The 26,199-nt window shown below is 56.9% G+C and carries 18 protein-coding genes and 1 pseudogene; 7 read left to right on the top strand and 12 right to left on the bottom strand.

Annotation, left to right across the window (positions count from 1 at the left end):
• Positions 1-53: 53 nt before the first annotated feature.
• Genes tssA through ACOT1A_RS01465 form a run of 7 tightly spaced genes read right to left on the bottom strand, consistent with a single transcriptional unit; the run spans position 54 to position 9,087 of the window.
• Complete coding sequence (tssA, locus tag ACOT1A_RS01495) at positions 54-1,070, bottom strand: type VI secretion system protein TssA (protein ID WP_015570331.1); 1,017 nt, start codon at positions 1,068-1,070, stop codon at positions 54-56.
• A gap of 11 nt (positions 1,071-1,081) precedes the next feature.
• The gene (gene tagF, locus ACOT1A_RS01490; RefSeq protein WP_045308303.1) at positions 1,082-1,798 is read right to left on the bottom strand and encodes a type VI secretion system-associated protein TagF; all 717 of its coding nucleotides are present in this window, start codon (positions 1,796-1,798) and stop codon (positions 1,082-1,084) included.
• Positions 1,799-1,814: 16 nt separating this feature from the next.
• Positions 1,815-5,435, bottom strand: coding sequence for a type VI secretion system membrane subunit TssM (gene tssM, locus ACOT1A_RS01485; protein ID WP_276169804.1), 3,621 nt, complete (start codon positions 5,433-5,435; stop codon positions 1,815-1,817).
• A gap of 2 nt (positions 5,436-5,437) precedes the next feature.
• Complete coding sequence (locus tag ACOT1A_RS01480) at positions 5,438-6,676, bottom strand: DotU family type VI secretion system protein (protein WP_003859963.1); 1,239 nt, start codon at positions 6,674-6,676, stop codon at positions 5,438-5,440.
• A gap of 17 nt (positions 6,677-6,693) precedes the next feature.
• A complete protein-coding gene (gene tssK, locus ACOT1A_RS01475; RefSeq protein WP_022648417.1) occupies positions 6,694-8,037 on the bottom strand; it encodes a type VI secretion system baseplate subunit TssK in 1,344 nt (447 codons plus the stop codon).
• Positions 8,038-8,065: 28 nt separating this feature from the next.
• On the bottom strand, positions 8,066-8,569 hold the full coding sequence (tssJ, locus tag ACOT1A_RS01470; RefSeq protein ID WP_022648418.1) for a type VI secretion system lipoprotein TssJ: 504 nt from the start codon (positions 8,567-8,569) through the stop codon (positions 8,066-8,068).
• Between the two features lie 23 nt (positions 8,570-8,592).
• Positions 8,593-9,087, bottom strand: a complete 495-nt coding sequence (locus tag ACOT1A_RS01465) for a hypothetical protein (protein ID WP_023300336.1) — start codon at positions 9,085-9,087, stop codon at positions 8,593-8,595.
• Between the two features lie 929 nt (positions 9,088-10,016).
• On the opposite strand from ACOT1A_RS01465, the gene ACOT1A_RS01460 reads away from it, so the two are divergent.
• The 3 genes from ACOT1A_RS01460 (at position 10,017) to ACOT1A_RS01450 (ending at position 13,982) form a co-directional block, all read left to right on the top strand.
• Complete coding sequence (locus ACOT1A_RS01460) at positions 10,017-10,997, top strand: GlxA family transcriptional regulator (protein WP_284097811.1); 981 nt, start codon at positions 10,017-10,019, stop codon at positions 10,995-10,997.
• A 78-nt stretch (positions 10,998-11,075) separates the two neighbouring features.
• Entirely contained in the window at positions 11,076-12,086 is a 1,011-nt protein-coding gene (gene gap / locus ACOT1A_RS01455; RefSeq protein WP_276169806.1) for a type I glyceraldehyde-3-phosphate dehydrogenase, read from the top strand.
• Between the two features lie 213 nt (positions 12,087-12,299).
• Positions 12,300-13,982 carry an alpha,alpha-trehalase gene (locus tag ACOT1A_RS01450; protein WP_045623225.1) on the top strand — a complete coding sequence of 561 codons (1,683 nt, stop codon included), beginning with the start codon at positions 12,300-12,302 and terminating at the stop codon, positions 13,980-13,982.
• A gap of 451 nt (positions 13,983-14,433) precedes the next feature.
• Here ACOT1A_RS01450 and ACOT1A_RS01445 read toward each other — a convergent pair whose 3' ends face one another.
• Positions 14,434-16,536 (bottom strand): TonB-dependent siderophore receptor, encoded by a 2,103-nt coding sequence (locus ACOT1A_RS01445; RefSeq protein ID WP_276169807.1) that lies wholly within the window; start codon positions 16,534-16,536, stop codon positions 14,434-14,436.
• A gap of 160 nt (positions 16,537-16,696) precedes the next feature.
• Between ACOT1A_RS01445 and ycgR the strand changes: the two genes are divergently transcribed.
• Complete coding sequence (gene ycgR / locus ACOT1A_RS01440) at positions 16,697-17,428, top strand: flagellar brake protein YcgR (protein WP_022648423.1); 732 nt, start codon at positions 16,697-16,699, stop codon at positions 17,426-17,428.
• 37 nt (positions 17,429-17,465) lie between these two features.
• On the opposite strand, the gene emtA is transcribed toward ycgR, so the two are convergent.
• Positions 17,466-18,077 (bottom strand): membrane-bound lytic murein transglycosylase EmtA, encoded by a 612-nt coding sequence (emtA, locus tag ACOT1A_RS01435; RefSeq protein WP_022648424.1) that lies wholly within the window; start codon positions 18,075-18,077, stop codon positions 17,466-17,468.
• A 107-nt stretch (positions 18,078-18,184) separates the two neighbouring features.
• Here emtA and ldcA point away from each other — a divergent pair, with 107 nt between their 5' ends.
• Positions 18,185-19,099: a muramoyltetrapeptide carboxypeptidase gene (ldcA, locus tag ACOT1A_RS01430; protein WP_155018968.1), complete on the top strand. Its 915-nt coding sequence runs from the start codon at positions 18,185-18,187 to the stop codon at positions 19,097-19,099.
• 97 nt (positions 19,100-19,196) lie between these two features.
• Positions 19,197-20,864: pseudogene (locus tag ACOT1A_RS01425) on the top strand (potassium/proton antiporter); the annotation flags it as partial.
• Between the two features lie 160 nt (positions 20,865-21,024).
• On the opposite strand, the gene dadX reads toward ACOT1A_RS01425, so the two are convergent.
• Together dadX and ACOT1A_RS01415 are read right to left on the bottom strand one after the other, a co-directional pair.
• Positions 21,025-22,095: a catabolic alanine racemase DadX gene (gene dadX / locus ACOT1A_RS01420; protein ID WP_022648427.1), complete on the bottom strand. Its 1,071-nt coding sequence runs from the start codon at positions 22,093-22,095 to the stop codon at positions 21,025-21,027.
• Positions 22,096-22,104: 9 nt separating this feature from the next.
• Positions 22,105-23,403, bottom strand: coding sequence for a D-amino acid dehydrogenase (locus tag ACOT1A_RS01415; protein ID WP_022648428.1), 1,299 nt, complete (start codon positions 23,401-23,403; stop codon positions 22,105-22,107).
• A gap of 321 nt (positions 23,404-23,724) precedes the next feature.
• Between ACOT1A_RS01415 and ACOT1A_RS01410 the strand changes: the two genes are divergently transcribed.
• Positions 23,725-25,257, top strand: coding sequence for a SpoVR family protein (locus tag ACOT1A_RS01410; RefSeq protein ID WP_276169808.1), 1,533 nt, complete (start codon positions 23,725-23,727; stop codon positions 25,255-25,257).
• 111 nt (positions 25,258-25,368) lie between these two features.
• Here the strand turns inward: ACOT1A_RS01410 and fadR are convergent, their stop codons facing one another.
• Positions 25,369-26,088, bottom strand: coding sequence for a fatty acid metabolism transcriptional regulator FadR (gene fadR / locus ACOT1A_RS01405; RefSeq protein WP_015570315.1), 720 nt, complete (start codon positions 26,086-26,088; stop codon positions 25,369-25,371).
• Positions 26,089-26,199: the final 111 nt, after the last annotated feature.

The raw sequence follows: 26,199 nt of genomic DNA, 5'->3' as shown, positions 1-26,199 counted from the left end.
CGGTGAAGGTGAAACGGCAGACTCCATGCCTGTCGTCATAATGCCAGGACGCGTCATTCGCGGCGTCCAAAGATGTTTTCCAGTTGGTTAACGCCGTCTGGCGCCAGGTCGCGAATAATGTCCATAAAGTTGAGTTCAGACAGCCGCTGCACCCGTTCAATCATCAGCGGTGCGGGGTGGCTGGGTTCGTACTGCGCAAAATACTGTTTCGCTTTTTCCAGCATCAGCTGCGCGTCGGCGCGGCTGGTCACCTGCACGCTGCGCCAGTCCGTCACCTGCTGAACGGGCGACGCGGCCACTGGCTGCGGCTCGGCGTGCTGCTCAGCCTGCGCGTCACGGTTCGGCAGCAGCTTGCTGATATCGGTCACCTGACAGGCGCTGGAAACCAGCCCGACGGTTTTCAGCAGCTGTTCCATCTCCGGTACGCCACTTTCCCCGAGATAGCCGGTAAGCAGTTCGCGGATGGCGAGCAGGCGTTCGTTGATCACGATTACCGCTTCGGTGCCGGGCTGATCGCCCCGGGCCAGCTCATCGATCAGTCGTGGACGACCGCCCGGATAATCCGGACACTCTGTTTTACTGCCGTCAAGCAGCGCCTGGGCGTCACGGAGCGAAATCTCATCGCCGTTAGAGCGGAGCAGTGAGGCGTTACGCACCGCGACCGTCAGGTCAGATTTATCGCTCAGCCCGGCGAGGGCGTTAATGCGGTAGAACGGATCGGTTTCGCCATACTCTTCCAGCAGCGGGTAAAGTTGCTCCCAGTAACGGGACAGGGCTTCCTGCACCAGCAGTAGCCCGTCGGCGTAACCTGCCAGCCCGCGACGACGCGTCCAGGCATGGGTTAACGCCAGCATGACGCGAAGATCTTTGGTGCGGCCCAGCAGGCTGGTGGCGAGTTTTTCCACCGTGTTCCAGTCGGCAGGCTCTGCCGGAATGATGGTGTCGCCAAACTGCTGTTCGGCTTTGCCCTGACTGGCCTGCCCCATGGCCTGGAAATCAGCGTCGTACTCCAGGTTTTCACCGCAGGGGTTATCGGGGCTTATCGGCGCGAGAAATTCATCGATATTCATAAGATCCCTGCTTATTCAAACATAGGCGGGTAAAGACCGTGGCGGCCCGGACGGGCGCCGCCTGCCGGATCGAACAGCAGCGTAAAGAGCTGCCCGGTGAAGTTTCCGCTGTGGACGTGGGTGTAAAGCGGATAGCCGTCGCAGCGGTTTGTCCACCAATAGCTGGTCTGGCGCAGCGGATCAAAACACTCCGCCGCCTGCGGCCAGCCCAGCGTGCTCTGACCCTCGTCGTCATAGCCAATCACGTCGAGAATGTCAGAACGCTTTTGCGGCTCAACCGGTTGGGGCGCCGGGATGGTCATCAGCATTTCATCCAACTGGGAGGCAGAATAGCTGTTACGCACCGCGTGCAGCCCCAGACGGCCAAGCTGCTGGTACCAGCTTTCAGCCTGCCCGAGCAGACGGGATGACCACTCGGTCGGGGTGAAACTCAGTTGCAGGCATACCGGATAGTGGCGGCCTACGCTGTCACGGCCCGGCAGCAGGCAGCCCATCTGAATCATCTGGCTACCGAGCATCGGCGGGACGACAAAGTTCCACACCGGGGCTTTAGAAAACGGGCGCTCACCGCTGCGCTGCTCTTCCTGTTGCCAGGCCAGCAGGCCGACCTGAAACCAGTGCGACCACTGGCGTTGCAGGGTATCCGGAAAGCGACGCTGCAAAAAATCTCCGGCGCTGGGTAATTTGCCATACCAGCTATAACGGTTCATCGCAGGGGTATTCGTCATACGGCTGTCCTTGCGGTTATGGGCATGAGAAACGGGGAAGCTGGAACGGGTTACGGATGCTGTTCGGGGCAAACTCCAGCGTGACCTGATGTCCGTCGACGTTGAAGGTCGCCTGACGGCTCAGGCTACCCGCGCCAGGACTGATGCGCGCCTTGTCGAAAAAGCGGTTCAGCGCCCAGGAACCGTTAGTTACCAGCGTTGCGGTGCTGCCATTGGCCAGACCGAGCTGCATACGCACCTGGTTCGTCCCGCCCGGCCCCGGCCAGGTCATGATCTGCACCGCCTGCGGACCGTGGCTGTAGCGCAGCAGTTGGCCGTCCACGTCCAGCGTCAGGTTCAGAATGGTATTGTCCATACGCACGGTGCGCACCGTCACCTTGAAGGATGGCGTGGTCGCGCCGTTTGCGAAGAAGGCATCGCGGACAGACTGCGCCTGCTGGAACGGACGCAGCAGCCCTTCACTGCCCGGCAGCGTTTTACCGTCGATGCCTGGCATAAAGCGCCAGTTCGCCTGGGTGGTATCCACCTTGTTGGTCAGGTTGTCGCGGAAAAAGGTGTCCATCAGTCCGGTGCCCGGCGCGAACATGCGGGCGAGATCGTCCGGCGTCACCTCGGTGCTGGCGCTGCGCACCAGCGGATAACGCCCGGCAATCGCCTGACGGCAGAACCCACCCACTTCCACGTTAATGCGCTTACGCACGTTCTCCAGATCGCGACGCTGAGTGTCGCTGCTGGCGCCGACGGCCATATTGCTGAACATGGTTTGCAGCCCGCCCGGCAGACGTCCCGCGCTGGCTTGCAGGCGGCTAATTGCATCGCCGCCCGGCGCAGGCATACCGCTGTTGGCTGCATCCTGAACGGCGGTCAGGTAGCGATAAAGCTCGTCAACCTGCTTAAGAAAATCATCAAAGACGATGGTCTTGCCGCCCTTCTCCAGCGGCTGCGCCAGCTCAATCATCGGCGCATAGTGGTCGGTCACCAGTTGCTCAGGCGCCTGCGTCACAACCGCGCCCTGCGTCGGGGCATTGTCACCGTTGCTGAACAGTGCTTCCAGCGTGCGGGTGGCGCGGTTGCTTTGGTCTTCCGCTTTCTGCGCATCTTCCGGCGCAGGCGCAGTGCGCGACAGGGTCAGCACCTTGCTCAGGTTAAGTACCAGACGGCGCAGCGGCGAATTGGTGCCTGAAAGCAGGCGCGCGGTGTTTATACGCTGGGAAAGATCGGCGCTGTTGTTGAGCTGAATGTCAGCGAGAAAGCGATCCCAGTTAACGATAAAGTCGCGCATGTAGAGCTGACGCACGGCGTTGTCGATCTGCTGTTTATCTTCCTGGGCAGTGGTCGCTACCAGTACCCAGGCATCGTCCTCGTGCAGGGCGGTGGTCACGCTGTCGATCTGGTCGTTGAAGCTTTTCCAGTAGCCGTCCGGCGTATAGAGGCCCGGTACGCCCTCACTCACCGGCTTGCCGCTTTTACGCGAAAACACCAGCTCGCTCTGCGGGCCGCCGAGATCAGAAAGCGAAACCGGCTTCAGGTTCTCATCATGCTCCAGCAGACGTTTCAGGCGCCCATATACGCGTGTTGAGAGCGGCTGCTGGTTGATCAGCGCCCTTTCACGGGCCACCAGATCCTCATCCTGCGCATACGGTGAAGCCTGAATTTTTGGCTCCAGCAGCTGGGTCAGGTGCCATTCCAGCTCCTGAAGCTGCGCCTGCGTCACGTTCTGCGGCAGGTTGCGTTGCAGGTTGAGCATAACCCACGAGTGCAGGAATTTACCGTCATAATGCTTAGGCTGGTAGAGCATCTGATAGGCTTTCAGCGCCTCATAGCTGTACTCCACGTCGCTGCCGTTGTCGTTGCGCAGCCAGGTGGTAATGTGCATCGCCACGGCGGGGAGTAGCATCTGATCCAGCGCCTTCTGATACAGAGACTGCGAGGCATCGCTGACGTCATCCCCGCGATAAAGCCCCATGCGGCGGGAAACCGGCGGGTTGTTAACGTCGAAGGCATCGCTTTTCGGCAGATCCACCAGGCTGTTAAGCAGCGGCAGAAGCGCAAACAGATCGCGCTGGGGCTGGTTTTGCAGCGCCTTGCTCTGCTGCTCCAGCATCGGCACTTTTGCATCTACCTCTTCCAGATAAGCTTTATTTTTGGCGTAGCTGGTCAGCCACAGACCACCCAGGATCACCAGCAGGGCCAGCAGCGCCGCGTAGCCGGACCACATCACGGCGCGGTTGCGCAGCTCCCACCAGCGGTTTTCCCCGGCGATGCCCGCTTCCTGGAAAATCACGTTTTGCAGCAGATTTTTAATGAAGAAGCTTTGGCCCTTCGCGCCCGGGATCGGCGCCTCTTTGCTTACCGAATCCCAGCGCGTGCTTTCCTCCCCTTCAGGTAAGGAGAGCGCGCGGTTCAGCTCGCCCATCACGCGGTCAAACGGCATCCCTTCCTGGGTGCCGCTGGCAAAGTAGATGCCGCGCGGCGAAAATTCGGTTTCGAAGTTTGAGCGGGCAAAGACCGTGCTCAGGTAGTCTGCCAGCAGCGGACGCAGCGCGGCGAACTCCTGCGGGAAGAGATAGGCTTCCGCACGGGTTTTGGCGTCATGCTCTTTAAGCATGGTTTCCGGCAGGCCAGCATCCAGACGCTGTTGCAGCAGTGAAAATTCCTGCTGGAAGTTGCCCATCAGGTCGTAATCGGCGTGTTTGGTCTGCTCCCACGGCAGCGTAAAGCCCCAGATCTGATCGCGCTGGGCTTTGTCGTAATCCGCAAACCAGGCGCGGAAGCCTTTAAGCAGATCCACTTTGGTCACCATCACATACACCGGGAAGCGAATACCCAGCTGTTCATGCAGCTCGGAGAGACGCTGGCGCAGGTTGACCGCCTGCTGGCGGGAGGCCTCAGCGGACTGCGAAAGCAGGTCGGAAATGCTGATGGTGATAATCACGCCGTTGATGGGCTGGCGACGGCGGTATTTACGCAGCAGGTTGATAAATTCCAGCCACTCCCCGGCGTCCTGAACCTGCTCGCTCTCCTGAGTGGTGTAGCGCCCCGCGGTATCCAGCAGAACCGCCTCGTTGGTAAACCACCAGTCACAGTTGCGCGTGCCGCCAATGCCGCGCAGCGCGGTTTTACCGAAGCGGTCCGCCAGCGGGAATTGCAGCCCGGAGTTGGCCAGCGCGGTGGTTTTACCTGAACCCGGCGCGCCAATAATGACGTACCACGGCAGCTGATAGAGGTACTGCGTACTGAAGCGCTGCGTCCACTGCGCGCCATGTCCCGCTTTGCTGAAGTGGGCTTTTTTCAGCATCTGGGCGGCTTCATCGAAACGCCCGGCAAGGATCTGCTCCTCGCTGTTCAGACGTTTCTGCGGATCGGCCGCCTCCGGGCTGGTGGTATTTTCATTAAGCTTGTCCATCAGCTTACGGTTCAGCCAGGCGTTATACAGCCGCGGCAGAATGTGGCTCTGAGCCCAAATCAGGTAGACCACCGCAATGCTGATGACGCGGTTCTGCTCTGATTCAAGGGGCCGGGTGTCCACGATGGACAACAGCGGGCCAATCATCCAGATGACCGCCGCGAGCGCCGTTACGCCCAGGAAGCTCCACAGAATGCGATTGGTCAGTATAGAAAGTAGAGTAGTCAGCATCCTTAGTTTCCTTGCGGCAATCCGTTCAGCTCGGCCTGGGTATTGTCAGGCGATACCAGCAGCGTAATCTCCACGCGGCGGTTACGGGCGCGATTTTCAGGCGTCGTGTTAGGCGCTACCGGGTTGATCTCGCCCCGCCCTTCGGCTTTGACGCGCTCAGGCTGCGAGAGGCTACCCTGGAGCTGTTTTTGCACCGAACGGGCGCGCTCAAGCGAGAGTTCATAGTTAGAGGCGAAGCGTGCGCTGCGGATCGGCACGTTGTCGCTGTACCCCACCACCAGAATTTTGCCGCTGACGTTATTCATCGCCTGGGCGATGCGGTCGATGACCGGCTCATAGCGATCGCGCACCACGGTTGAGGCCGAGGCAAAGAGTCCGTCCCCTTTCAGGATCACCACGCTGCGATCCGCCTCATCCTTAACGGCCACCAGACCGGCATCAATTTCCGGTTTCAGGAAGCCGCGCAGGTTCAGTACCGCCGGTAGCTGACGTGCAGGTTGCTGGATCGTGGTTTCCGGCAGTTGGGACTGGTAAATTTTCGCCAGCACCGGGCTGGTGTTATCACCGAGACGCCAGTTCAGCACGATATAGAACAGGCAGGCGATAAAGCCGACCAGCGCCACGCACGCCCAGAGTGGAATCATCGGCCGCCAGAGCTTGCGCAGAACGGGGCGATCTTCCGGGTGCGGCGAGAGCGGCGGCGGGTAGCTGCCGCGAACGCCACGGATCATCTGCCACAGGCGCTGTTTGATGGTTTCAAGCTGGGTCCGGCCATTGTCCAGCACGCGGTAGCGGCCTTCAAAGCCGAGCAGCAGACAGTAGTTGATCATCTCCAGCAGCAGAATGTGTTCGCGCGGATTCTGCGAAAGACGTGCCAGCAGCTGGAAAAACTTCTCGCCACCCCAGGTTTCGTTATGAAACGTCACCAGCAGACCATTGCTTGACCAGACGCCGCTGCTTCCCCAGGGGGTCAGAGCGGCGGCTTCGTCCAGCGCCGTGCAGAGGCAGTAGCGCGCGCCGACAATCACTTCATATGGTAAGCCCGCCTGCTGGCATCGCACCTCGAAACGGCGAATTTCGTCAATCAGGCGCTGGCGCAGCCCGACCTGATCGTCGTGGGAAACCGAATGACGGATTTGCGGAATCGCATTGAGCAGCGGATTGGCGGCCGCCACCAGCTGATTGTTCCCACTGGCTCCGGTAAACACGGCATCACTGCCGGTATCCTGTCGTTCCTGCATATTAAGCGCTCGCTTTATTATTCTGTCGGGCTACGGATGGCCCAGAACTCCATATCGAGACCCGGGAATTCCCCTGCGAGATGCAGCGCGAATGCCCCAGACTTGTCCATCTCGTGCCACAGTTCGCTGCCCCTCTCGAGCTCGAAATAGCTGTAGCCTGCATGCCACGGGATCTGCGGCGGCGCGACGGGCATTGCCCGAAGCATGATGCCCGGCAGCTGGAGCTGAACCAGATCGCGAATTTTCGAGACTGGCGCAACCTTCATCTGGGCAGGGAAATGGGTTTGCAGGTGTTCGCCGGGGACATTGGCTTTTACCGCCAGCACGAAGCCAAATTCGCGGACCATGCTGGTCTCCGGTACGGTGGCGATGTTCAGTCCGTGAGAGCGTTCGTGCAGCGGCAGCTGGATGGCATGATCTTCCATGACCAGCGACAGCCCCTGACGCAGCATTAGCATCAGTTTGCCGAAGCAAAGGGCGAGATCGTCATGGTCGTATACCGGCAGTACGCTCTCTGCGGTACGCTGCGGCGTCCAGGTAGCGAGTTCCGTGGCAAACGGCAGCCAGCTTCGCCAGAGCGCTTCAGGGTGAAGCAGCGGCAGCGTTTTTAAATGTGAGATGTCGCCAAGGTGGCGGTTGATCAGCGAAAGAAGCGTGAACTCAACCATCTCGGACGTATTGAAACGCCCCGGCTGGCGCAGGCGGCCGCCGATCTGCTGGCTACGCTGCACCAGCAGGCCGTGCAGGTCATTGATCATGCCGTACAGCTGCGGGCTGTTATTGGCGTTCAGCATTGGTGGGATGTAGCTGTTATCCAGCCGCACGTGGTTATCGTTGCGCTTTTCAGCGACGCACGCCACGCCGATGGCGGTCCATTCTGCCGTCAGATCTTTCTCCAGCATCAGGGTCAGACGCAGGCGGCCAAACTGAACCGTCGCTTCCCCAACCGACATGGCGTTGTCGTCTTCTACCTCTTGTTCAAACGTAATAAAACGCGCCAGAGAAGAGTGCTCCTCGCTGAAAATCACCTCTTCACGTCCACCGCGACGAACCGGCAGCGCAAGCACCACCTTTTCATTGGTAAGATTATCGGGGATTTTTAGCGGGGCCGGACCGTTGCGGTCGCTGCGCACCTGGAAAAAGGTGCCGTCAGGGAGCAAACCGCTACAGTAGCTCAGGGCAATACAGCCCTGGCGAAGCATCGCTTCATCCAGCTCAAGGTCGAGAAAGCCCCAGAGATACGAACGCTGCAAGGCCCCCCACTCACGAACGTGGTTGAGGAGGTAACTTTCTGTCCGCTGAAAATGGTGGGGACGCAGGAACATGCCCTCGGTCCAGACGACCTTTTCTGCTTTCGTCATGATGATCTCTTTCCTGTTATGAAGGGCGTTACTGGCTGATGACCCGGATACCATTTACGTCAAGGAAGACGCTGGCCTGGAGTTCATCTGCGGACCATTTCCAGAACTGGTAAATCGCGTTTTCGCCGGGAACAGGCAAAGGAAGTGAGACGCGCCATTTTTTGCCGTCCAGTGCCTGGTATTCCGCCATTACGCCGATATAGCGCGCTTCCGGTGAGCTTTGACCGCTCAGGGTTTTCGAAAGCTGGCCCGGCATCAGGAAGAACACATCGCTGTTCAGCAGATTCGCGCCAAGCGTGGCTGACGCGTTGTTCTGTAAGGAGTAGAAGTCGCTGGACATGAAATCCGCATCGGATTTCAGCAGCAATACTCTGACCTTAAGCGGTGCAGAATCATTGATTTGAGGATGAGCCTGAAACTGAAGATTGTAGCGGGAGGGGTCGCTGTGTGAAGACGACGTACAACCACCGATCAGCGCGAGAATCAACGCAAAAAAAGGGAACCACATCCGATGGAAATTTTTATTATTCATAAAAATATGCTCGTGAAACCCGTTTAGTTCAGGATCCAGGTACCGTTCGCGCTGTCTTTGCAGGCTTTGCTGTTGCCATCGACATCAACACAGGTGGTTTTCTTGCGCGCTTTAGGGCGCAGTGCCTGTTTACGCACGGTGGCTTCGTACTGGTCGGCCTTGATCACGGCACGCATCGGCACGTAACCAATCAGCTGTTCACTCCCATCATCGGCCAGCGCCATCCAGAAATGTTCAACCTGCCCAAGCACGACGTAAGTTTTTCCGGTCTCAAGCGTACGGATCACTTTTCCACCGTAGTCAGGACGGCTCATCAGGGATGCCGGGTACATAGCACGATACGGTTCATTCACCTGAGTGAACTCCGCCGGAGGGGTAACAGCGTGACGGTGCGTCAGCGTGATGCCATTAACCTGGCTGGTCACAATCGTATCATCGGTGATCGCTGGTTTTTGCGGCGCCTTACAGCCCGCCACCGCCATAACAAACAGAAGTGATAACAATACACGCAGTTTCATATGCTTTTCCGTAGCGATATTTAGAGGATGAAGAGAGGGGATAAAATTTGACTTAGGTGCTATTGTTAAAAATAGTCAGGTTTTTCCGGGGCGTTACTATTATTTGGGCATAGCTACCGCACGAGCCTTCGAGAATAAGGCCCAGCGTAATCCTGACATATTTTGACAAACGGTAAACAAGTTTACATGAGCTTATCACCTTTTCAATATTTCCTTTTTCGCTACTGCTGATTCATGAGACATTCGCCTCACTCTGAGATTAATCTGAAAAATAGAGAAATCACGCAATTAACTGATTTAAAGACAAAAAAAACCAAAAGAGAACCATTCTCACTAACTTAATACCACTATTCCTGCCACTACCATAATTAGTAGAACGGAGAATTTTTCAGTTGCATATGAATATATCTCACACGAATTATTTGTTGTATCGATAGCAAATCGTCAATACTCAGGACGATGTCCCATCAAATTAAGAAAACACAGTTAGGGTGAAAAAATTAATTTCACGCCGCAAATTAACTTTATGCTCTCCCCCTTCTTAAGATAATTTTCTTTCGTCTGGGCCGTATGAATAATTAAGCCTGACTACACTCTTGCTCGCCAAAGCATTGCTCAAAATATAACCCACCCTTTCCAGGTAATGAATAAAGACGCTGCTTTCGACAGGCGAACTTCATTTGGCATTTTACCGTCACTACACTATTGCTTGCTTTCCACCACTCCGACGATTTATTACAAACATGATGAAAATTTGTTATGAGTTCTTTGCTTTCCCGCACCATAGCTTACAGGCCGAGCGGTAAAAACAGGTTAAGGGGGTATCAAAATATGTGCCGTTGCCGGCATCGGGGTTGACCATAACCGTGCTCGGTAACTGTCAACGTCCTCCACTTGACTTATATTGTAAGAAAGGTACTTTTCAGGACATGAAGAAGATCCTGATAATTGTTCCTGATGGTGGCATGTTGTTTGAAGCCGCCGGTATAGCCGACATTCTGATGCAGGCCAACCGTCTGCACCCGGACGGTCTGGCGCAGCCCCGCTACCGCATCATTATTGCCACTACCCAGCCTCACCTGGTGATCCAGGGCCAGTCCGGCTTAAATCTGCTGGCGGACTATCGCCTGCCGGAGCTGGATCCGCGCGAGCCGCTGGACACGATTATCATCACCGGCCGTGGCATGAATGAGCAGGAAAGCACTGCGGTGGTGGACTGGCTGCACCTGGCCGCGCCGCATGCGCGACGCGTCGCCTCTGTCTGCGGCGGGGCCCTTCTGCTGGCACAGGCCGGACTTCTCGATGGGCGCCGGGCAACGACCCACTGGCGGCTTCTGGAAACGTTGAAAACCCGCTATCCTGCCGTCAACGTTGAGGGCGGCCCGCTCTATGTTCAGGATGGTCCCGTCTGGACATCCGGCGGCGTCAGTTCCGGGTTTGATCTGACGCTGGCGCTGGTAGAGGATGATTACGGCTTCACCCTCGCCCGCAACGTGGCGCAGGATATGGTGATGTACCTGCGTCGACCTGGCGGCCAGCTACAGTTCAGCCGCTATAATCTGGAGCAGTCCGGCGCGACCGGACCGGTTAGCGAACTGCAAAGCTGGATCCTGCAAAACCTCACCGCAGATTTGTGCGTCGAAAGGCTTGCCGAACGGGTCGCCATGAGTCCGCGCAATTTCACCCGCGTGTTCACGCGTGACGTCGGTGTACCTCCGGCCCGTTATGTCACCGAAGCGCGCCTGGCCGCCGCACGACAGCTTCTGGAGCAGACCCCGTATCCGCTTGAGGTCATTGCCGAAAAAAGCGGGTTTGGGACCAGCATCAACCTGCGCCGCGTTTTTGAAAAGCAGCTTCATCTCACGCCGGGCGAATATCGCCAGCGCTTCCACTGCCGCAGAATGGCGTAATCTGATCCTTTTTTGTCATTTACGCCAACCGACCTGACACCTACAGTAACTCCAGACAACACAGATAAGGAGTGCATCATGGTTAAGGTCGGTATTAACGGTTTCGGCCGTATCGGACGTAATGTCCTGCGCGCGGCGCTGGGCAATCCGGATCTCCAGATTGTGGCCATTAACGATCTGACGGACAGTAAAACCCTCGCCCATCTGCTGAAATATGACTCTCTGCTCGGCACGCTACCGGTACCTGTGGAAGCGGCGGACGGCGCGCTACAGGTTGACGGGCAACGCATCACCGTATTCAGTGAACGCGACCCGGCAAACATTCCGTGGAAAGACGCTGACGTTGAGGTGGTAATCGAAGCCACCGGTTTCTTCACCGAACGTGAAAAAGCGGCGGTGCATATCACGAGCGGCGGCGCAAAACGCGTCATTATTTCCGCCCCGGCTAAAAATGATGATCTTACGGTGGTAATGGGCGTGAACCACACGCTGTACGATCCGGCCCAGCATTTTGTGGTCAGTAACGGGAGTTGCACCACTAACGGTCTGGCGCCAGCGGCGCAGGTGCTGCACCAGCAGTTTGGCATTGAACACGGGCTGATGAACACCACGCATGCCTACACCAACAGCCAGGCGCTGCATGACCAGCCAGAAAAAGATCTGCGCGGCGCGCGTGCGGCAGCATTATCGATTGTGCCTTATTCCAGCGGCGCGGCAAAAGCGCTCGGGAAAGTAATCCCCGAACTGGACGGTAAACTCACCGGGTATTCCCTGCGCGTGCCGGTGCCAGTGGTGTCGATTGTCGATCTGACGGTGACGCTGAGCCGCAACGTGACCGCCGAAGAGGTGAATGACGCGTTCCGTCAGGCTGCCGGTAGCGGGCCGCTGAAAGGCATCCTGGGCTACAGCGATGAACCGCTTGTCTCCAGTGATTATCAGGGCGACCCGCGCTCATCCATTATCGACGGGCTTTCAACGCTGGTGATTGGCGGGAATATGGTGAAGATCCTGTCGTGGTATGACAACGAGTGGGGCTTCTCAAACCGTCTGGTGGATTTGGCGGTGCTGATGGATAATAAAGGGTTGTAGGGCTTAAGCCGGGTGGCATGAAGCTTACCCGGCCTTTCCGAGGTGTGGTTAAAAATTAAGTAATCCAACCCTGGTGTAGTGAAAGCGCACCCGAATTATCTGGTTATGCGAAAAATGGGACATTCAACACGCGAAGTTATCGATATTCGTCTAAGGTTTTCAGGTAATTGACAACAGCGGTCACGCTGCTCAGTGAAGACAGGAGACGAACCGATGATAAGACCTCGCGCACGACGCCCCGCTTTTTTACCCCTTGCGTTGGCAGGCGCACTACTCGGTGTTACCGCATTTGGTTATGCTGAAGACCAGCCAACGAGCCAGCAAAGCTCACCTGATATTCTTCTTGGCCCCCTCTTTAATGACGTTCAGAGCGCCAAACTGTTCCCGGATCAGAAAACCTTCGCGGATGCCGTTCCCAAAAGCGACCCGCTGATGATCCTGGCGGATTACCGGATGCAGCATACCCAGTCCGGTTTTGACCTGCGTCACTTCGTGGAGATGAACTTTATCCTGCCGAAGGAGGGTGAGAAATATGTTCCCCCTGAGGGCCAGAGCCTGCGCGAACACATAGACGATCTGTGGCCTGTGCTGACCCGCACCACCGACAAAGCGAACAAATGGGACTCCCTCCTGCCTCTGCCAAAACCCTATGTCGTGCCGGGAGGACGATTCCGCGAAGTCTATTACTGGGACAGCTATTTCACCATGCTGGGGCTGGCCGAGAGCGGCCACTGGGATAAGATCGGCGACATGGTGGACAACTTCGCATACGAGCTTGATACCTGGGGCCATATCCCTAACGGTAACCGCAGCTACTACCTGAGCCGCTCTCAGCCACCGTTCTTTTCTTTGATGGTGGAACTGTTGGCCACGCATGACAGCGACGCGTTGAAGAAATACCGTCCGCAGATGGAGAAGGAGTATGCCTACTGGATGGAGGGGGCTGATGGGCTCCAGCCTGGTCAGGCAAACAAACGCGTGGTGAAGCTGGATGACGGCTCCCTCCTCAACCGCTACTGGGACGATCTGGACACGCCACGCCCTGAGTCGTGGCTGGATGACGTGACCACCGCCAAAAATAACCCTAACCGTCCGGCCACCGAGATTTACCGTGATCTGCGCTCTGCCGCGGCCTCGGGCTGGGATTTCAGCTCCCGCTGGATGGACGATCCCCAGAAGCTGGGTACCATCCGCACCACCAGCATCGTGCCGGTGGATCTGAATGCGCTGATGTTTAAGATGGAAAAACTGCTGGCCCGTGCCAGCCAGGAAGACGGGGATACCGCCAGCGCAAGTAAATATGACGCGCTGGCCTCCGCACGTCAGAAAGCCATGGAGAGCCACCTGTGGAACGATAAAGAGGGCTGGTATGCGGATTACGATCTGAAAACCAGGAAGGTGCGTAATCAGCTGACTGCCGCGGCCCTCTTCCCGCTGTATGTGAAGGCCGCATCACAGGATCGCGCCGATAAAGTGGCCGCAGCCGCATCGTCGCGCCTGCTGAAACCGGGCGGTATTTCTACCACCACCATCAACAGCGGGCAGCAGTGGGATGCGCCGAACGGCTGGGCGCCGTTGCAGTGGGTAGCGGTGGAAGGGTTGCAGAACTATGGTCAGCAGAAAGTGGCGATGGACGTGACCTGGCGTTTCCTGAAAAACGTTCAGCATACCTACGATCGCGAGAAGAAACTGGTTGAGAAGTACGATGTCTCTTCGACCGGTACCGGCGGTGGCGGCGGTGAGTATCCGTTGCAGGACGGTTTCGGCTGGAGTAACGGTGTGACGCTCAGGATGCTGGACATGGTCTGTCCGAAAGAGAAGCCGTGCGACAGCGTACCGGAGAATCAGTCTGCGGCAAACGATGATGTTGCACCTGCTAAACAGGCGGCGCAGTAGCGCCCCTCACCCTAACCCTCTCCCCAAAGGGGCGAGGGTTCCCCAGTGATTTCAAAGCAGAAGCAATAACGCTGCCTTCAGAATAACTGAGAGCTTTCAGCGATGACCTGGTCCGGCTGTAAATCGCTGAGGCGTTTCCTGAAGGCCGGGGCGAGGCGCAGGGATGCGCCGAGAGGGCGGCTTTACAGGGACGTTGCCTCCGCCCGTACCCGATAAGCCGGAAGGAATAAGCCGAGGGCACCGCGAAGCGGCGAGTTACCGCCGGGAGCCCGGGTCGCCAGGGTGGTGGCGACTGAGCCACCCTGGCACGTTCACCGGTCATGTCGTTACAGAGTAGCAAGGAACATAAAGTGAACGGAATGACCACCACCGCCGTATGTTCCCCTCACCCTAACCCTCTCCCCGGAGGGGCGAGGGGACTGTTCAGTGCGGTAGCGCCACCGGGCTTTTTTCAGAAGCTGTAGCTCGCCCCGACCTGGAAGGTGCGGTCGCGGCCTATCCAGCAGTTGGTCGCGTCATAGCAGGTGAGCGTCTCTTTGTTGGTGACGTTCTGCGCGCTCGCTTTCAGCGTCAGCCCCTCCAGCGATGGCGCCAGTTCGCCCATGCGGTAAGATGCCGCCAGATCGTACTGCGTCGTACCGCCCAGCTTGCCTGCGTCATTGGCTGGCGAGATCTCCATCGGCCCGGTGTAGCGTGCACCAGCCCCCAGCGTTAACCCTCTCAGCGGCGTGCTGTCAAAGGTGTAATCTCCCCACAGATTAAAGGCGTTCTCAGGGACCTGCGTCGGTCGTTTGCCCTGGTACTTGTCATCTTCGGTATTGATGGCGTGGGTGTAGGCATAATTAGCAATCAGCGTCAGGTTATCCGTTGGACGACTAATAGCGGAAAGCTCCGCGCCTTTCGATTCCACTTCCCCGGTCTGGCGGTAGTTGAGGAAGCCCGGATCGCTGGTCACCACATTTTTCTGACGAATGTTAAACACCGAGGCGGTGAAGGTAGTTGCATATTCCGCCAGCAGATATTTCACCCCACCCTCCACCTGCTTACTGGTGGTGGGCTTAACGTCTTTCTCGGTCAGCGTACCCTGCGGCGATACCGGTGCGAAACCTTCCGAATAGCTGATAAACGGCGAGAGACCATTGTCGAAGGCATAAAGCGCCCCCAGTCGTTTGGTGAGGCGATCCTGCGATACCCAGGCTTTGTCACCGTTTTGCAGATAGTTGGTGGTGACGGAACGGTAGTCGTCAAAGCGCAGGCTGGCCAGCACGTTAAGCCCGCCAAACGCAATCTGATCCTGAAGGTAATAGCCATTCTGCTGATAGTCGAGACGGTTTTTCTGCGCGGTTACAAGCCCCAGCACATCGTTATCGATCTGCGAGTGATCCGGATTGCGCATATCGATACCCGGTGTGGACGAGGCGTAACGATAATGGAAGTGAGAGTTAAGCTTCTGGTAGTCAAAGCCCGCCAGCAGATGATGTTGCCAGTCCCCCAGCGCGACGGTTCGGGTGACCTGGTTATCAATGTTGAAGCTCTGTAAATCTTCATCCGTGGTATAGGCGAAGCGGTTAAGCTGGTAGACCTCGCTGCCCGTCCCGGTTGAATAGGCGCTGCGCTGGTGGGTGTCCACGTCAAAGTAGCGCGCTTTCTGGCTAAAGCCCCAGCCACTGTCAAACTCATGCTCAAAGCTGTAGCCCAGCATCCACTGGCGCTGTTTGAAGCCGCTCCACTCATCCCCGGCATAGTCACGACGATCGGCGTATTTAGACCGCAGATAGCTTAGCGGCATCGGATCAGACGGCGTCAGTCTCGGCGTATTTTGCGCCAGCGCGTCAATGCTCAGGCGCGTTTTGTCATCCGGCTGCCAGGTCACGGAGGGGGCCACCAGATAGTTTTCATAGCGCGTGGTGTGCGCCTGTTCGTCACTTTCCGTCGCTTTGCCCAGCAGACGATAGTTCCAGTCGCTGTTCGCGATCTGCCCCGTGGAATCCAGGTACCCCTCTTTCAGATTGCGGTTTCCGGTATTAAAGCCCAGTTCCGTTTTCGCCTCTTTCTGCGGCTTTTTACTCTGAATATTGACCAGCCCACCCGGGGAGCCGCCGCCATACAGCACGGATGACGGCCCCTTCAGGATATCGACGCTCTCAATCAGCAGCGGATCGATTCGCGCTTTGGAGTTCCCGGTGACGTTATAGGGAAGTTGCAGGCCGTTGTAGAACTCCTGATCGACGTTGAACCCGCGAATTTTATATTCGCTCATATAAGAAGTGCTGCCGCGAACCTCCGTGGAAACGCCCGGCGCATAGCGCAGGATCTCGTTTACCGAACTGGCGTGCCGCTGCTCAATCTCTTTAGCGGCGATGGTGTTGATCACCTGCGGCGTTTTACTTTCCGCGACGGCTGATTTCGTGGCGCTATTGGTCCAGGCAGGGAGCGCGCTGCCCTGCTCTGTACCGGTTACCACGATGGTGGGTTCTTCTGCGAAAGCCTGTGTCTGCAATGCCAGCGTAACGGCGCCTGCCAACGCGCATAACGCAAAACGTGAGGTGCTCATAGTGTCGTCTTATTATTAGATGATATTGGGAACGACAATTATTATCATTTTTATTACCGAATCAATATCAGCGGAGAAAAACAGATCGTTTGTATTAAGTTTCATGCCAGCGTGCCGATAACCCAGAGACAGTCTGTCATCTATCGAGGAGCCATCTGGCGTGAGTAGCTACAGTGAGCAGTTCCTGAAACAAAATCCGCTGGCTGTATTAGGGGTGTTACGCGACCTGAAAAAGGGCGAGGTGCCGCTGCGCATCAACTGGTCAACCAGCCAGTTTATCAGCAAGATCCTGGACGTGACGGCAGAACACCTGATCGTGGATCTGGGTAGCCAGAGCGATGAAAACCGTGCCGCGCTACAGGCAGAAAACCTCTCGGTGATGGCCGAAACGCAGGGGGCTAAAGTCGAGTTTATACTGCCTCGCCTGACCACGATCGTGTACCAGGGTTTGCCTGCGTTTATCACCCCCCTGCCCGCTAATCTCTGGTTCGTGCAGCGCCGCGAGTATTTTCGCATCAGCGCCCCGCTTCACCCGGCCTACTTCTGTAAGGCGAAAATGCCGGACAAAAAAGAGATCCGCTTTCGTCTCTTCGACCTGTCGCTGGGCGGCATGGGAGCGTTGATGGATATGCCGAAGCCGGAAGGGCTGGTGGAAGGTATGCGTTTTAGTCAGATCGAGCTGGATATGGGCGGATGGGGACGCTTCTGGTTTGACGCCCAGCTGATTGCCATCAGCGAGCGCAAGGTGGTGGACGGCAAAAACGAAACCATTACCACGCCGCGACTGAGTTTTCGCTTTCTGAATGTCGGGCCAGGCGCCGAGCGCGAACTACAGCGCATCATTTTTTCACTGGAGCGTGAAGCGCGGGAACGCGCGAATAAAGTGCGCTGAAAGGCGTCGGGCAGCGTGCTGCCGCCCGACAAAGACGTTACATGGCGTCCATTGCTTTCTGTACTTTCCAGATATAACGTGGAGCCTGTGCTGACGGATGATTCTTCACAACGTGTTCGAAGAATTCATCTTTATCCATATCGTTAATCTCTTCTATCGCCTCTTTGCGATCGGATGAGAAGGTTCGGAGCAGCGCGCCAGCTCCGTTAACGTACGACACCACCAGCGCATATTGCATCACTTCCGGATCGTCAATCCCCTTCAGAATGCCATGCTCCAGGATGCTCAGGTAAGCGGTTCCCATAGAGATATTACGTTCCGGGTTTTTCAGCTCGCTGGTGGATGGCTGTCCCTTCCAGCCCATGTAGCGATAGACCTCTCTTCCCGCCGTAGAGGCTTTTAACTGCATCAGCCCCACCGCATTCGATTTACTCACCAGCGTCGGGTTACCGCCGGACTCCACGGCGATGATCGCGGTGATCAGGCGCGGGCTCACGCCCCAGGCCTTCCCGGCTTGTTCGCTGATCGGCATCCACTGCATGGCCCGCTTTACCGGGACTTCAGGATTCCAGGGGGGATTTTTATAATCATGTTTTGAACTACAGCCAGCGAGCAACACAATCAAAAAAGCAAACCATCTCAATTTCACGTCATCTATCCTTATAGCCGGTCATCGCGGTACGTCGCCCCTTGAAGCAGGCGGCGTATAAGCGGCATGATATAGACAATTAGATTCTCATTCAGCAAGGAATTGCCATGCCTCAGTTTCATCTCATTGCACCGTCGGGCTACTGCATCAACCAGGAGGCGGCACAGCGGGGCGTTCAGCGCCTGCTGGAAATGGGCCATCAGGTAGAAAATCAGACAATTATCCCCCGCCGCATGCAGCGTTTTGCCGGTACGGAGGCGCAGAGACTGAACGATATCAACAGCCTGGCGACGCTGGAAGGTGAAAACACTATTGTGCTGGCCGTGCGCGGCGGCTATGGCGCAAGCCGACTGCTGGAGAGCATCGACTGGGCCGGGCTGGCCGCACGCCAGCAGCAGGATCCGCTGTTAATCTGCGGACACAGCGATTTCACGGCGATCCAGCTCGGCCTGCTGGCGTTGCATAACGTCATTACCTTTAGCGGCCCGATGCTGGCCGGCAACTTTGGTGCGCCGGAGCTGGATGCGTTTACGCAGGACCATTTCTGGCGCGCCCTGCAAAATCCGACGTTTACCGTCGAGTGGCAAGGCAACGGACCACACTGGGAATGTGAAGGGCAGCTGTGGGGCGGAAACCTCGCGATGCTGGTGTCGCTGATTGGTACACCGTGGCTGCCGCAGATCGAGGACGGCATTCTGGTGCTGGAAGATATCAACGAACACCCGTTCCGCGTCGAACGCATGCTGTTACAGCTTTATCACGCCGGGATCCTGGATCGGCAGTCGGCCATTGTGCTGGGCAGTTTCAGCGGGTCAGCCCCCAACGATTACGACGCGGGCTACACGCTGGAGACGATGGTCGATTTCATTCGTTCCCGGCTGGATATTCCGGTGATCGCCGGTCTGAATTTCGGCCATGAGCAGCAAACCGTTACCTTGCCACTGGGTGCCCGGGCGCACCTTGCACACGGTAATTCAGGCAGTCGGTTAACAATCAGCGGTCATCCGGTCTTAAAGGCATAAAAAAGCCGTTATTCCCCCTCAATAAAACGCAGATACAGTTGTTAATATGTTAGGGTTTTAATAACAGCGTTCACATTGAGGTGGGAGTAAGACGACATTGAGTGCCACAGCGATAATCAGTCTTTTCATTCTGGGTTCCATCCTGGTAACCTTCAGCATTTTATTAAGTTCATTTTCATCGCGCCTTGGCATACCTATTCTTGTCATTTTCCTGGCTATCGGCATGCTGGCGGGGGTTGACGGAATCGGCGGTATCCCCTTCGATAATTACCCTTTCGCCTATATGGTAAGTAACCTCGCGCTGGCGGTGATCTTGCTGGACGGCGGCATGCGCACCCAGGCAAGTTCGTTTCGCGTTGCCTTAGGCCCGGCGCTGTCTCTGGCTACCGTCGGCGTGCTAATCACCTCCGGCCTGACCGGTATGATGGCAGCCTGGCTGTTTAACCTCGATATGATGGAAGGCCTGCTTATTGGCGCGATTGTCGGCTCTACCGATGCGGCGGCGGTGTTCTCGCTGCTCGGCGGCAAGGGGCTGAACGAGCGCGTTGGCTCCACGCTTGAGATTGAATCCGGCAGCAACGATCCGATGGCGGTGTTCCTGACCATCACCCTGATTGAGATGATCCAGCAGCACGAAACTGGCCTGAGCTGGATGTTCGCCTGGCACATCCTCCAGCAGTTTGGCCTCGGGATTATCATTGGTCTCGGCGGCGGTTACCTGTTACAGCAGACAATCAACCGTATTACGCTGCCTTCCGGCCTTTACCCGCTGCTGGCCCTGAGCGGCGGGATCCTGATCTTTGCCGTCACCACCGCGCTGGACGGCAGCGGTATTCTGGCGGTTTACCTCTGTGGATTCCTGCTGGGCAACCGACCGATTCGTAACCGTTATGCGATACTGCAAAACTTTGACGGGCTGGCCTGGCTGGCACAGATCGCCATGTTCCTGGTGCTGGGCCTGCTGGTGACGCCTTCCGACCTGCTGCCTATCGTCGTGCCAGCGCTGCTTTTGTCGGCCTGGATGATCTTCATCGCCCGTCCGCTGTCGGTGTTTGCCGGGCTGCTGCCGTTCCGCGGGTTTAACCTGCGTGAGCGGATATTTATCAGTTGGGTGGGGCTGCGCGGCGCGGTGCCGATTATCCTGGCGGTTTTCCCGATGATGGCCGGACTAGACAACGCTCGTCTGTTCTTCAACGTCGCCTTCTTCGTGGTGCTGGTATCGCTGCTGTTCCAGGGGACGTCGCTGGGCTGGGCGGCGAAAAAAGCCAAAGTGGTGGTACCGCCCGTTGGCTGGCCGGTCTCACGCGTGGGGCTGGATATTCACCCAGACAACCCGTGGGAACAGTTTGTCTATCAGTTAAGCGCCGATAAGTGGTGCGTGGGTGCTTCGTTACGCGATCTGCATATGCCCGCTGAAACGCGAATTGCCGCCCTGTTCCGGGATAACGCCCTGCTTCACCCGACCGGCAGCACGCGGCTGCGAGAGAACGATATCCTCTGCGTGATTGGCCGCGAGCGCGACCTGCCTGCCCTTGGCAAGCTGTTCAGCCAGTCGCCCCCGGTGGCGCTGGATCAGCGTTTCTTCGGCGATTTTATCCTCGAAGCCAGCGCCCGCTTTGCGGATGTGGCGCTGATTTATGGCCTGGAGGGAGGACTGGAGAATCGCGATAACCAGCAAACACTGGGCGAGATTATTCAGCAATTATTAGGGGCTGCACCGGTCGTCGGTGACCAGGTGGAGTTTGCCGGGATGGTCTGGACGGTGGCCGAGAAAGAGGATAACGCGGTGCGCAAAGTCGGCGTAAGGCCGATGGAGGAGGAGGAGGAGTAGCTGCTTTTTTGCCGGGTGGCGCTAACGCTTACCCGGCCTACGTTCGGGCTTTTGTAGGCCGGGTAAGGCGAAGCCGCCACTCGGCACACACATGTTACACCGTCACAACAGGCACTCTTGACGCCAGCGCGCACATCAGTTCATACCCGACAGTGCCCGCCGCAGCGGCCACATCATCAATTTTAACCTCGTTGCCCCACAGCTCAACCGGTGAGCCGATCCCCGCCTGAGGACATGGCGTCAAATCAATAGCCAACATGTCCATTGAGACGGTGCCTACCGTGCCCGTACGCACGCCATCGACCCACACCGGCGTGCCGCTCGGGGCGATGCGCGGATAACCATCTGCATAGCCCCCCGCCACGATACCGATACGCTGTTCGCCCGCTGCCCGATAGCGGCTGCCATAGCCCACCGTATCGCCCGCTTTCAGGGTTTGCACGCCGATAATTTCGCTTCGTAACGTCATCACCGGCTTCAGGCCGCTGTTGGCGATATCCTGCCACTGACCTGAGGGTGACGCGCCGTACAGAACGATCCCCGGGCGCACCCAGTTGTAATGCGCCTCGGGATGCCAGAGCGTTGCCGCTGAGTTCGACAGCGAGCGCGGACAGTCCAGCCCTTCTGCCGCCTGCTCAATGCGGACCATAGCATCGGCAATGCCGTCCGGCTTTTCCGCATCGGCAAAATGCGCCATCAGCGTCATCTCACCGACGTTTTTCAGCGCACGAAGCTGCTGCCAGACCGTGTGCACACGTTCAGGCTGGAAGCCCAGACGATTCATACCGCTGTTCACTTTGAGATAGATATCCAGCGGGGCATGCAGCTTCGCGTCCTGAATGGCCTTGATCTGCCAGTTACTGTGAACGCTGGTCGTCAGGCGGTACTTATCCAGCAGAGGCAGATCTTGCGCATGGAAGAATCCTTCCAGCAGCAGGATCGGTCCTTTCCAGCCGCGCTCACGCAGCAGGATGGCCTCTTCCAGATTCAGCAAGGCAAAACCGTCGGTAGCGCCGAGCGCACTCCAGATACGGTCGATACCATGACCGTAGGCGTTGGCTTTCACCACCGACCAGACACGAGAACCCGGCGCAGCACGACGAACAATTTGCAGGTTATCCTTCAGCGCCTGCAAATCCAGCTGGGCCAGAATGGGACGGGACATGACGACTCCTTAATTATGCGCGCCGTGCAGGTGTTGTGGACGCGAGGGGGTAAACCCTGATTGATAGCGTGCGGCGCTCAAATCGTCAAACGGAATTGCCGGCGTCCGCCCTGAAATCAGGTCGCTAAGCAGCTGGCCCGAACCGCAGGCCATGGTCCAGCCAAGCGTACCGTGGCCGGTATTTGTCCACAGATTTTTGTAAGGCGTACGGCCCACAATCGGCGTGCCGTCCGGGGTCATTGGACGCAGGCCGGTCCAGAACGTCGCCTGCTCAATGAAACCGCCGCGCGGGAAGAGATCGCCGACGACCATCTCCAGCGTTTCACGACGTGGTTTGAGCAGTTCGGTATTGAAGCCCACGATTTCCGCCATGCCGCCGACGCGGATCCGGTTATCGAAACGGGTGATGGCGATTTTGTAGGTTTCATCAAGAATGGTTGATACTGGCGCGCCGCTGTCCTCTTTCACGGGAATGGTCAGGGAGTAGCCTTTCAGCGGATAGACCGGGATATCCAGGATCCCTTTCAGCATCGCGGTAGAATAGGATCCGAACGCCATCACGTAAGCATCGGCTTTGATGACCTCTTCTCCACACTTCACGCCGTAAATCTTCTCCCCTTCCGACAGCAGCTTGTCGACAGAGGTGTTGAAGCGGAATTTCACCCCGGCCTGCTCACACATGCGCGCCAGACGCTGGGTGAAAAGCTGGCAGTCGCCAGTTTCATCGTTCGGTAAACGCAGGCCGCCCGTCAGCTTGTGCGCGACCTCGGCAAGTGCTGGCTCCACCTGGGCAAGTTGGCTGGCTTCCAGCAGCTGATAGGGTACGCCCGCATCTTCAAGCACGGCGATATCGCGGGTCGCGTTTTCGTACTGTTGCGCGGTACGGAACAGCTGAAGTGTGCCGCCCTGGCGCCCTTCATATTCGATCCCCGTTGAGGAACGCAGCGCTTTCAGGCAATCGCGGCTGTATTCTGCGAGGCGCACCATGCGCCCTTTGTTTTCCATGTAGTGGCGGGTATCGCAGTTGCGCAGCATCTGCCACATCCACTTAAGCTGGAACTGTGTGCCGTCAAGGCTTATCGCCAGCGGCGCATGTCGCTGAAACATCCATTTGATCGCCTTCAGCGGAACGCCCGGGGCCGCCCACGGCGCAGCGTAGCCCGGGGAGATCTGCCCCGCATTCGCCGCACTGGTTTCCAGCGCCGGACCGGATTCGCGATCGATAACGGTAACCTCATGTCCCGCCTGACTTAAATACCAGGCGCTGGTTACGCCAACGACACCACTTCCCAGTATGACAACACGCATAGCCACTCCATTATGAGCAAAAGAACAATCATCTAATTACAGATTGATAACCTAGCTGAAAATATTATTCAACATATGACTTTTTTATGGTGACTCAACTCACATATCCCGCTGTATCAGGGGATAGCGCTTATTTGGGATCTCCTGCTGCGCGTTATTTTTAACCAGTAGAAAATTCTGCGAGCACCGCTTTTTTTGCCGTATCGAAAACGGGAAATCGCAAAGAAAAAATTTCTGCGCCCCGCGTATTTGAATGGGGTGATCTATGCTTGAAAGGAGGCTCTCCAGTCAGAGAGAGCGACCAACAACGAGGGCGCGCTAATGGCTACACTAGATTCCATGTCAAGGGACAGCACCCGTCTGAGCGATGGACCCGACTGGACCTTCGAGTTGCTGGATGTCTACCTGGCGGAGATCGACCGGGTGGCCAAACTCTATCGTCTGGACACCTATCCCCATCAGATTGAAGTCATCACCTCGGAACAGATGATGGACGCTTACTCCAGCGTCGGGATGCCGATTAACTATCCGCACTGGTCGTTTGGTAAAAAATTCATTGAAACGGAGCGACTGTATAAGCACGGACAGCAGGGGCTGGCGTATGAAATCGTTATTAACTCTAACCCGTGTATTGCCTATCTGATGGAGGAGAACACCATTACCATGCAGGCGCTGGTGATGGCGCACGCCTGCTATGGACATAACTCGTTCTTCAAAAATAACTATCTGTTCCGCAGCTGGACGGACGCCAGCTCCATCGTCGATTACCTGATCTTCGCCCGCAAATACATTACCGACTGCGAAGAGCGCTACGGCGTGGACGAGGTAGAGAAGCTACTGGACTCCTGCCACGCGCTGATGAATTACGGCGTTGACCGCTATAAGCGTCCGCAGAAGATCTCATTGCAGGAAGAGAAAGCCCGGCAGAAGAGCCGCGAGGAGTATCTGCAAAGCCAGGTGAATATGCTGTGGCGCACCCTGCCGAAACGTGAGGAGGAGAAAACCGTCGCCGAGGCGCGTCGTTTCCCTTCCGAGCCGCAGGAAAACCTGCTCTACTTTATGGAGAAGAACGCCCCATTGCTGGAGCCGTGGCAGCGTGAGATCTTGCGCATCGTGCGCAAGGTGAGCCAGTATTTCTATCCTCAGAAGCAGACCCAGGTGATGAACGAAGGCTGGGCGACCTTCTGGCACTACACCATTCTTAACCACCTGTATGACGAAGGAAAAGTCACCGAGCGGTTTATGATGGAGTTTCTGCACAGCCACACCAACGTGGTATTCCAGCCAGCGTATAACAGCCCGTGGTACAGCGGCATTAACCCGTACGCACTCGGCTTTGCCATGTTCCAGGATATCAAGCGTATCTGCCAGTCGCCCACCGAAGAGGACAAATACTGGTTCCCGGATATTGCCGGTTCTGACTGGCTGGAAACGCTGCACTTCGCGATGCGTGATTTTAAGGATGAGAGCTTTATCAGCCAGTTCATGTCGCCGAAGATCATGCGTGATTTCCGCTTCTTCACCGTACTGGATGATGACCGCAACAACTACCTGGAGATCTCTGCGATCCACAACGAAGAGGGCTATCGTGAGATCCGCTCGCGCCTGTCGTCTCAGTACAACCTGAGCAATCTTGAACCGAACATTCAGGTCTGGAATGTGGATCTGCGCGGTGACCGCTCTTTGACGCTGCGCTATATCCCTCACAACCGCGCACCGCTGGATAAGGGGCGTAAGGAAGTGCTGAAGCATGTGCATCGCCTGTGGGGATTTGACGTGTCGCTGGAGCAGCAGAATGAAGATGGCAGCGTGGAGCTGCTGGAGCGGTGTCCGGCGCGGTTGAATACGCTGTAGTGCGTTTTAGCCGGGTGGCGGCTACGCCTTACCCGGCCTACGGGTTTTGTAGGCCCGGTAAGCGAAGCGCCACCGGGCGAAAAAAACCTCTCAATCGAGAGGTTTTTTATTTCAGCGACTCTGAATCGCTAAATCACCCGGCAGGGTTTTCTGCATTCGGTGCCAGATTTCACCGGAGTCGTGGCCATAACGACGCACCGTTTCATAGACCTGATCGTGCAGCCCTTCGGTGCAGAGCTTGCTCAGTTTATGGTAGAAGCCGAGCGCCAGGCTGCGGGCTTCAGGGTTGGCAAAGTAGTGACGACCAATGCGTGTATATAATCCTTTCATTCCATTCAGGATCAGACCGTAAACCGGATTGCCGGAAGCAAACGCCAGACCGCGGAACACGTTGTAGTCGAGGGTCGCAAAGGCGTCCGCGTGGTCTTCCACCTCATTGGCGGTGGCAAGCACCTTCAGCGCATCTTCAGGATGCTGACGAAACGCGGTGCGGATGAAAATGGTAGCGATGTTGGTGCGCACCGAAAGCAGATTGTCAATCAGCTGCGGTACGCTTTCGTGATCGAGACGCGCCAGCGTTTCCAGAATATTCAGCCCGGACGTTTCCCAGAAGTTATTCACTTTAGTGGGTTTGCCATGCTGTATCGTCAACCAGCCATCGCGCGCCAGACGCTGGAGCACTTCTCGCAGCGTGGTACGGGTGACGCCAATCAGTTCAGAGAGTTCGCGTTCAGCAGGTAGAATTGATCCCGCAGGGAAACGATTATTCCAGATGCTTTCAATGATGTACTCTTCCGCGAAACCCGCCGGGCTCTGCGCCTTAATGACCATAGTGAGATTTCCATTACACAGCTTTAGCAAATTGCACTCATCATACCAGAGGCGCGCAGAGGCAGATAGCGCAGCAGAGACAGAAAAGAGGGATCGCCGTTTCATTTTTAT

The sequence above is a fragment of the Enterobacter cloacae complex sp. SYL003 genome, assembly GCF_049236925.1.
GTDB lineage: Bacteria > Pseudomonadota > Gammaproteobacteria > Enterobacterales > Enterobacteriaceae > Enterobacter > Enterobacter intestinihominis.
Note: the sequence above shows the minus strand (reverse complement) of the source record. Positions and strands in the feature narration are given on the sequence as shown.

What these genes read in the sequence shown, in the direction of transcription:
- tssA (WP_015570331.1), bottom strand. Translation starts at nt 1,070, where the DNA reads ATGAATATCGATGAATTTCTCGCGCCGATAAGCCCCGATAACCCCTGC.
- tagF (WP_045308303.1), bottom strand. Translation starts at nt 1,798, where the DNA reads ATGACGAATACCCCTGCGATGAACCGTTATAGCTGGTATGGCAAATTA.
- tssM (WP_276169804.1), bottom strand. Translation starts at nt 5,435, where the DNA reads ATGCTGACTACTCTACTTTCTATACTGACCAATCGCATTCTGTGGAGC.
- ACOT1A_RS01480 (WP_003859963.1), bottom strand. Translation starts at nt 6,676, where the DNA reads ATGCAGGAACGACAGGATACCGGCAGTGATGCCGTGTTTACCGGAGCC.
- tssK (WP_022648417.1), bottom strand. Translation starts at nt 8,037, where the DNA reads ATGACGAAAGCAGAAAAGGTCGTCTGGACCGAGGGCATGTTCCTGCGT.
- tssJ (WP_022648418.1), bottom strand. Translation starts at nt 8,569, where the DNA reads ATGAATAATAAAAATTTCCATCGGATGTGGTTCCCTTTTTTTGCGTTG.
- ACOT1A_RS01465 (WP_023300336.1), bottom strand. Translation starts at nt 9,087, where the DNA reads ATGAAACTGCGTGTATTGTTATCACTTCTGTTTGTTATGGCGGTGGCG.
- ACOT1A_RS01460 (WP_284097811.1), top strand. Translation starts at nt 10,017, where the DNA reads ATGAAGAAGATCCTGATAATTGTTCCTGATGGTGGCATGTTGTTTGAA.
- gap (WP_276169806.1), top strand. Translation starts at nt 11,076, where the DNA reads ATGGTTAAGGTCGGTATTAACGGTTTCGGCCGTATCGGACGTAATGTC.
- ACOT1A_RS01450 (WP_045623225.1), top strand. Translation starts at nt 12,300, where the DNA reads ATGATAAGACCTCGCGCACGACGCCCCGCTTTTTTACCCCTTGCGTTG.
- ACOT1A_RS01445 (WP_276169807.1), bottom strand. Translation starts at nt 16,536, where the DNA reads ATGAGCACCTCACGTTTTGCGTTATGCGCGTTGGCAGGCGCCGTTACG.
- ldcA (WP_155018968.1), top strand. Translation starts at nt 18,185, where the DNA reads ATGCCTCAGTTTCATCTCATTGCACCGTCGGGCTACTGCATCAACCAG.
- dadX (WP_022648427.1), bottom strand. Translation starts at nt 22,095, where the DNA reads ATGTCCCGTCCCATTCTGGCCCAGCTGGATTTGCAGGCGCTGAAGGAT.
- ACOT1A_RS01415 (WP_022648428.1), bottom strand. Translation starts at nt 23,403, where the DNA reads ATGCGTGTTGTCATACTGGGAAGTGGTGTCGTTGGCGTAACCAGCGCC.
- ACOT1A_RS01410 (WP_276169808.1), top strand. Translation starts at nt 23,725, where the DNA reads ATGGCTACACTAGATTCCATGTCAAGGGACAGCACCCGTCTGAGCGAT.
- fadR (WP_015570315.1), bottom strand. Translation starts at nt 26,088, where the DNA reads ATGGTCATTAAGGCGCAGAGCCCGGCGGGTTTCGCGGAAGAGTACATC.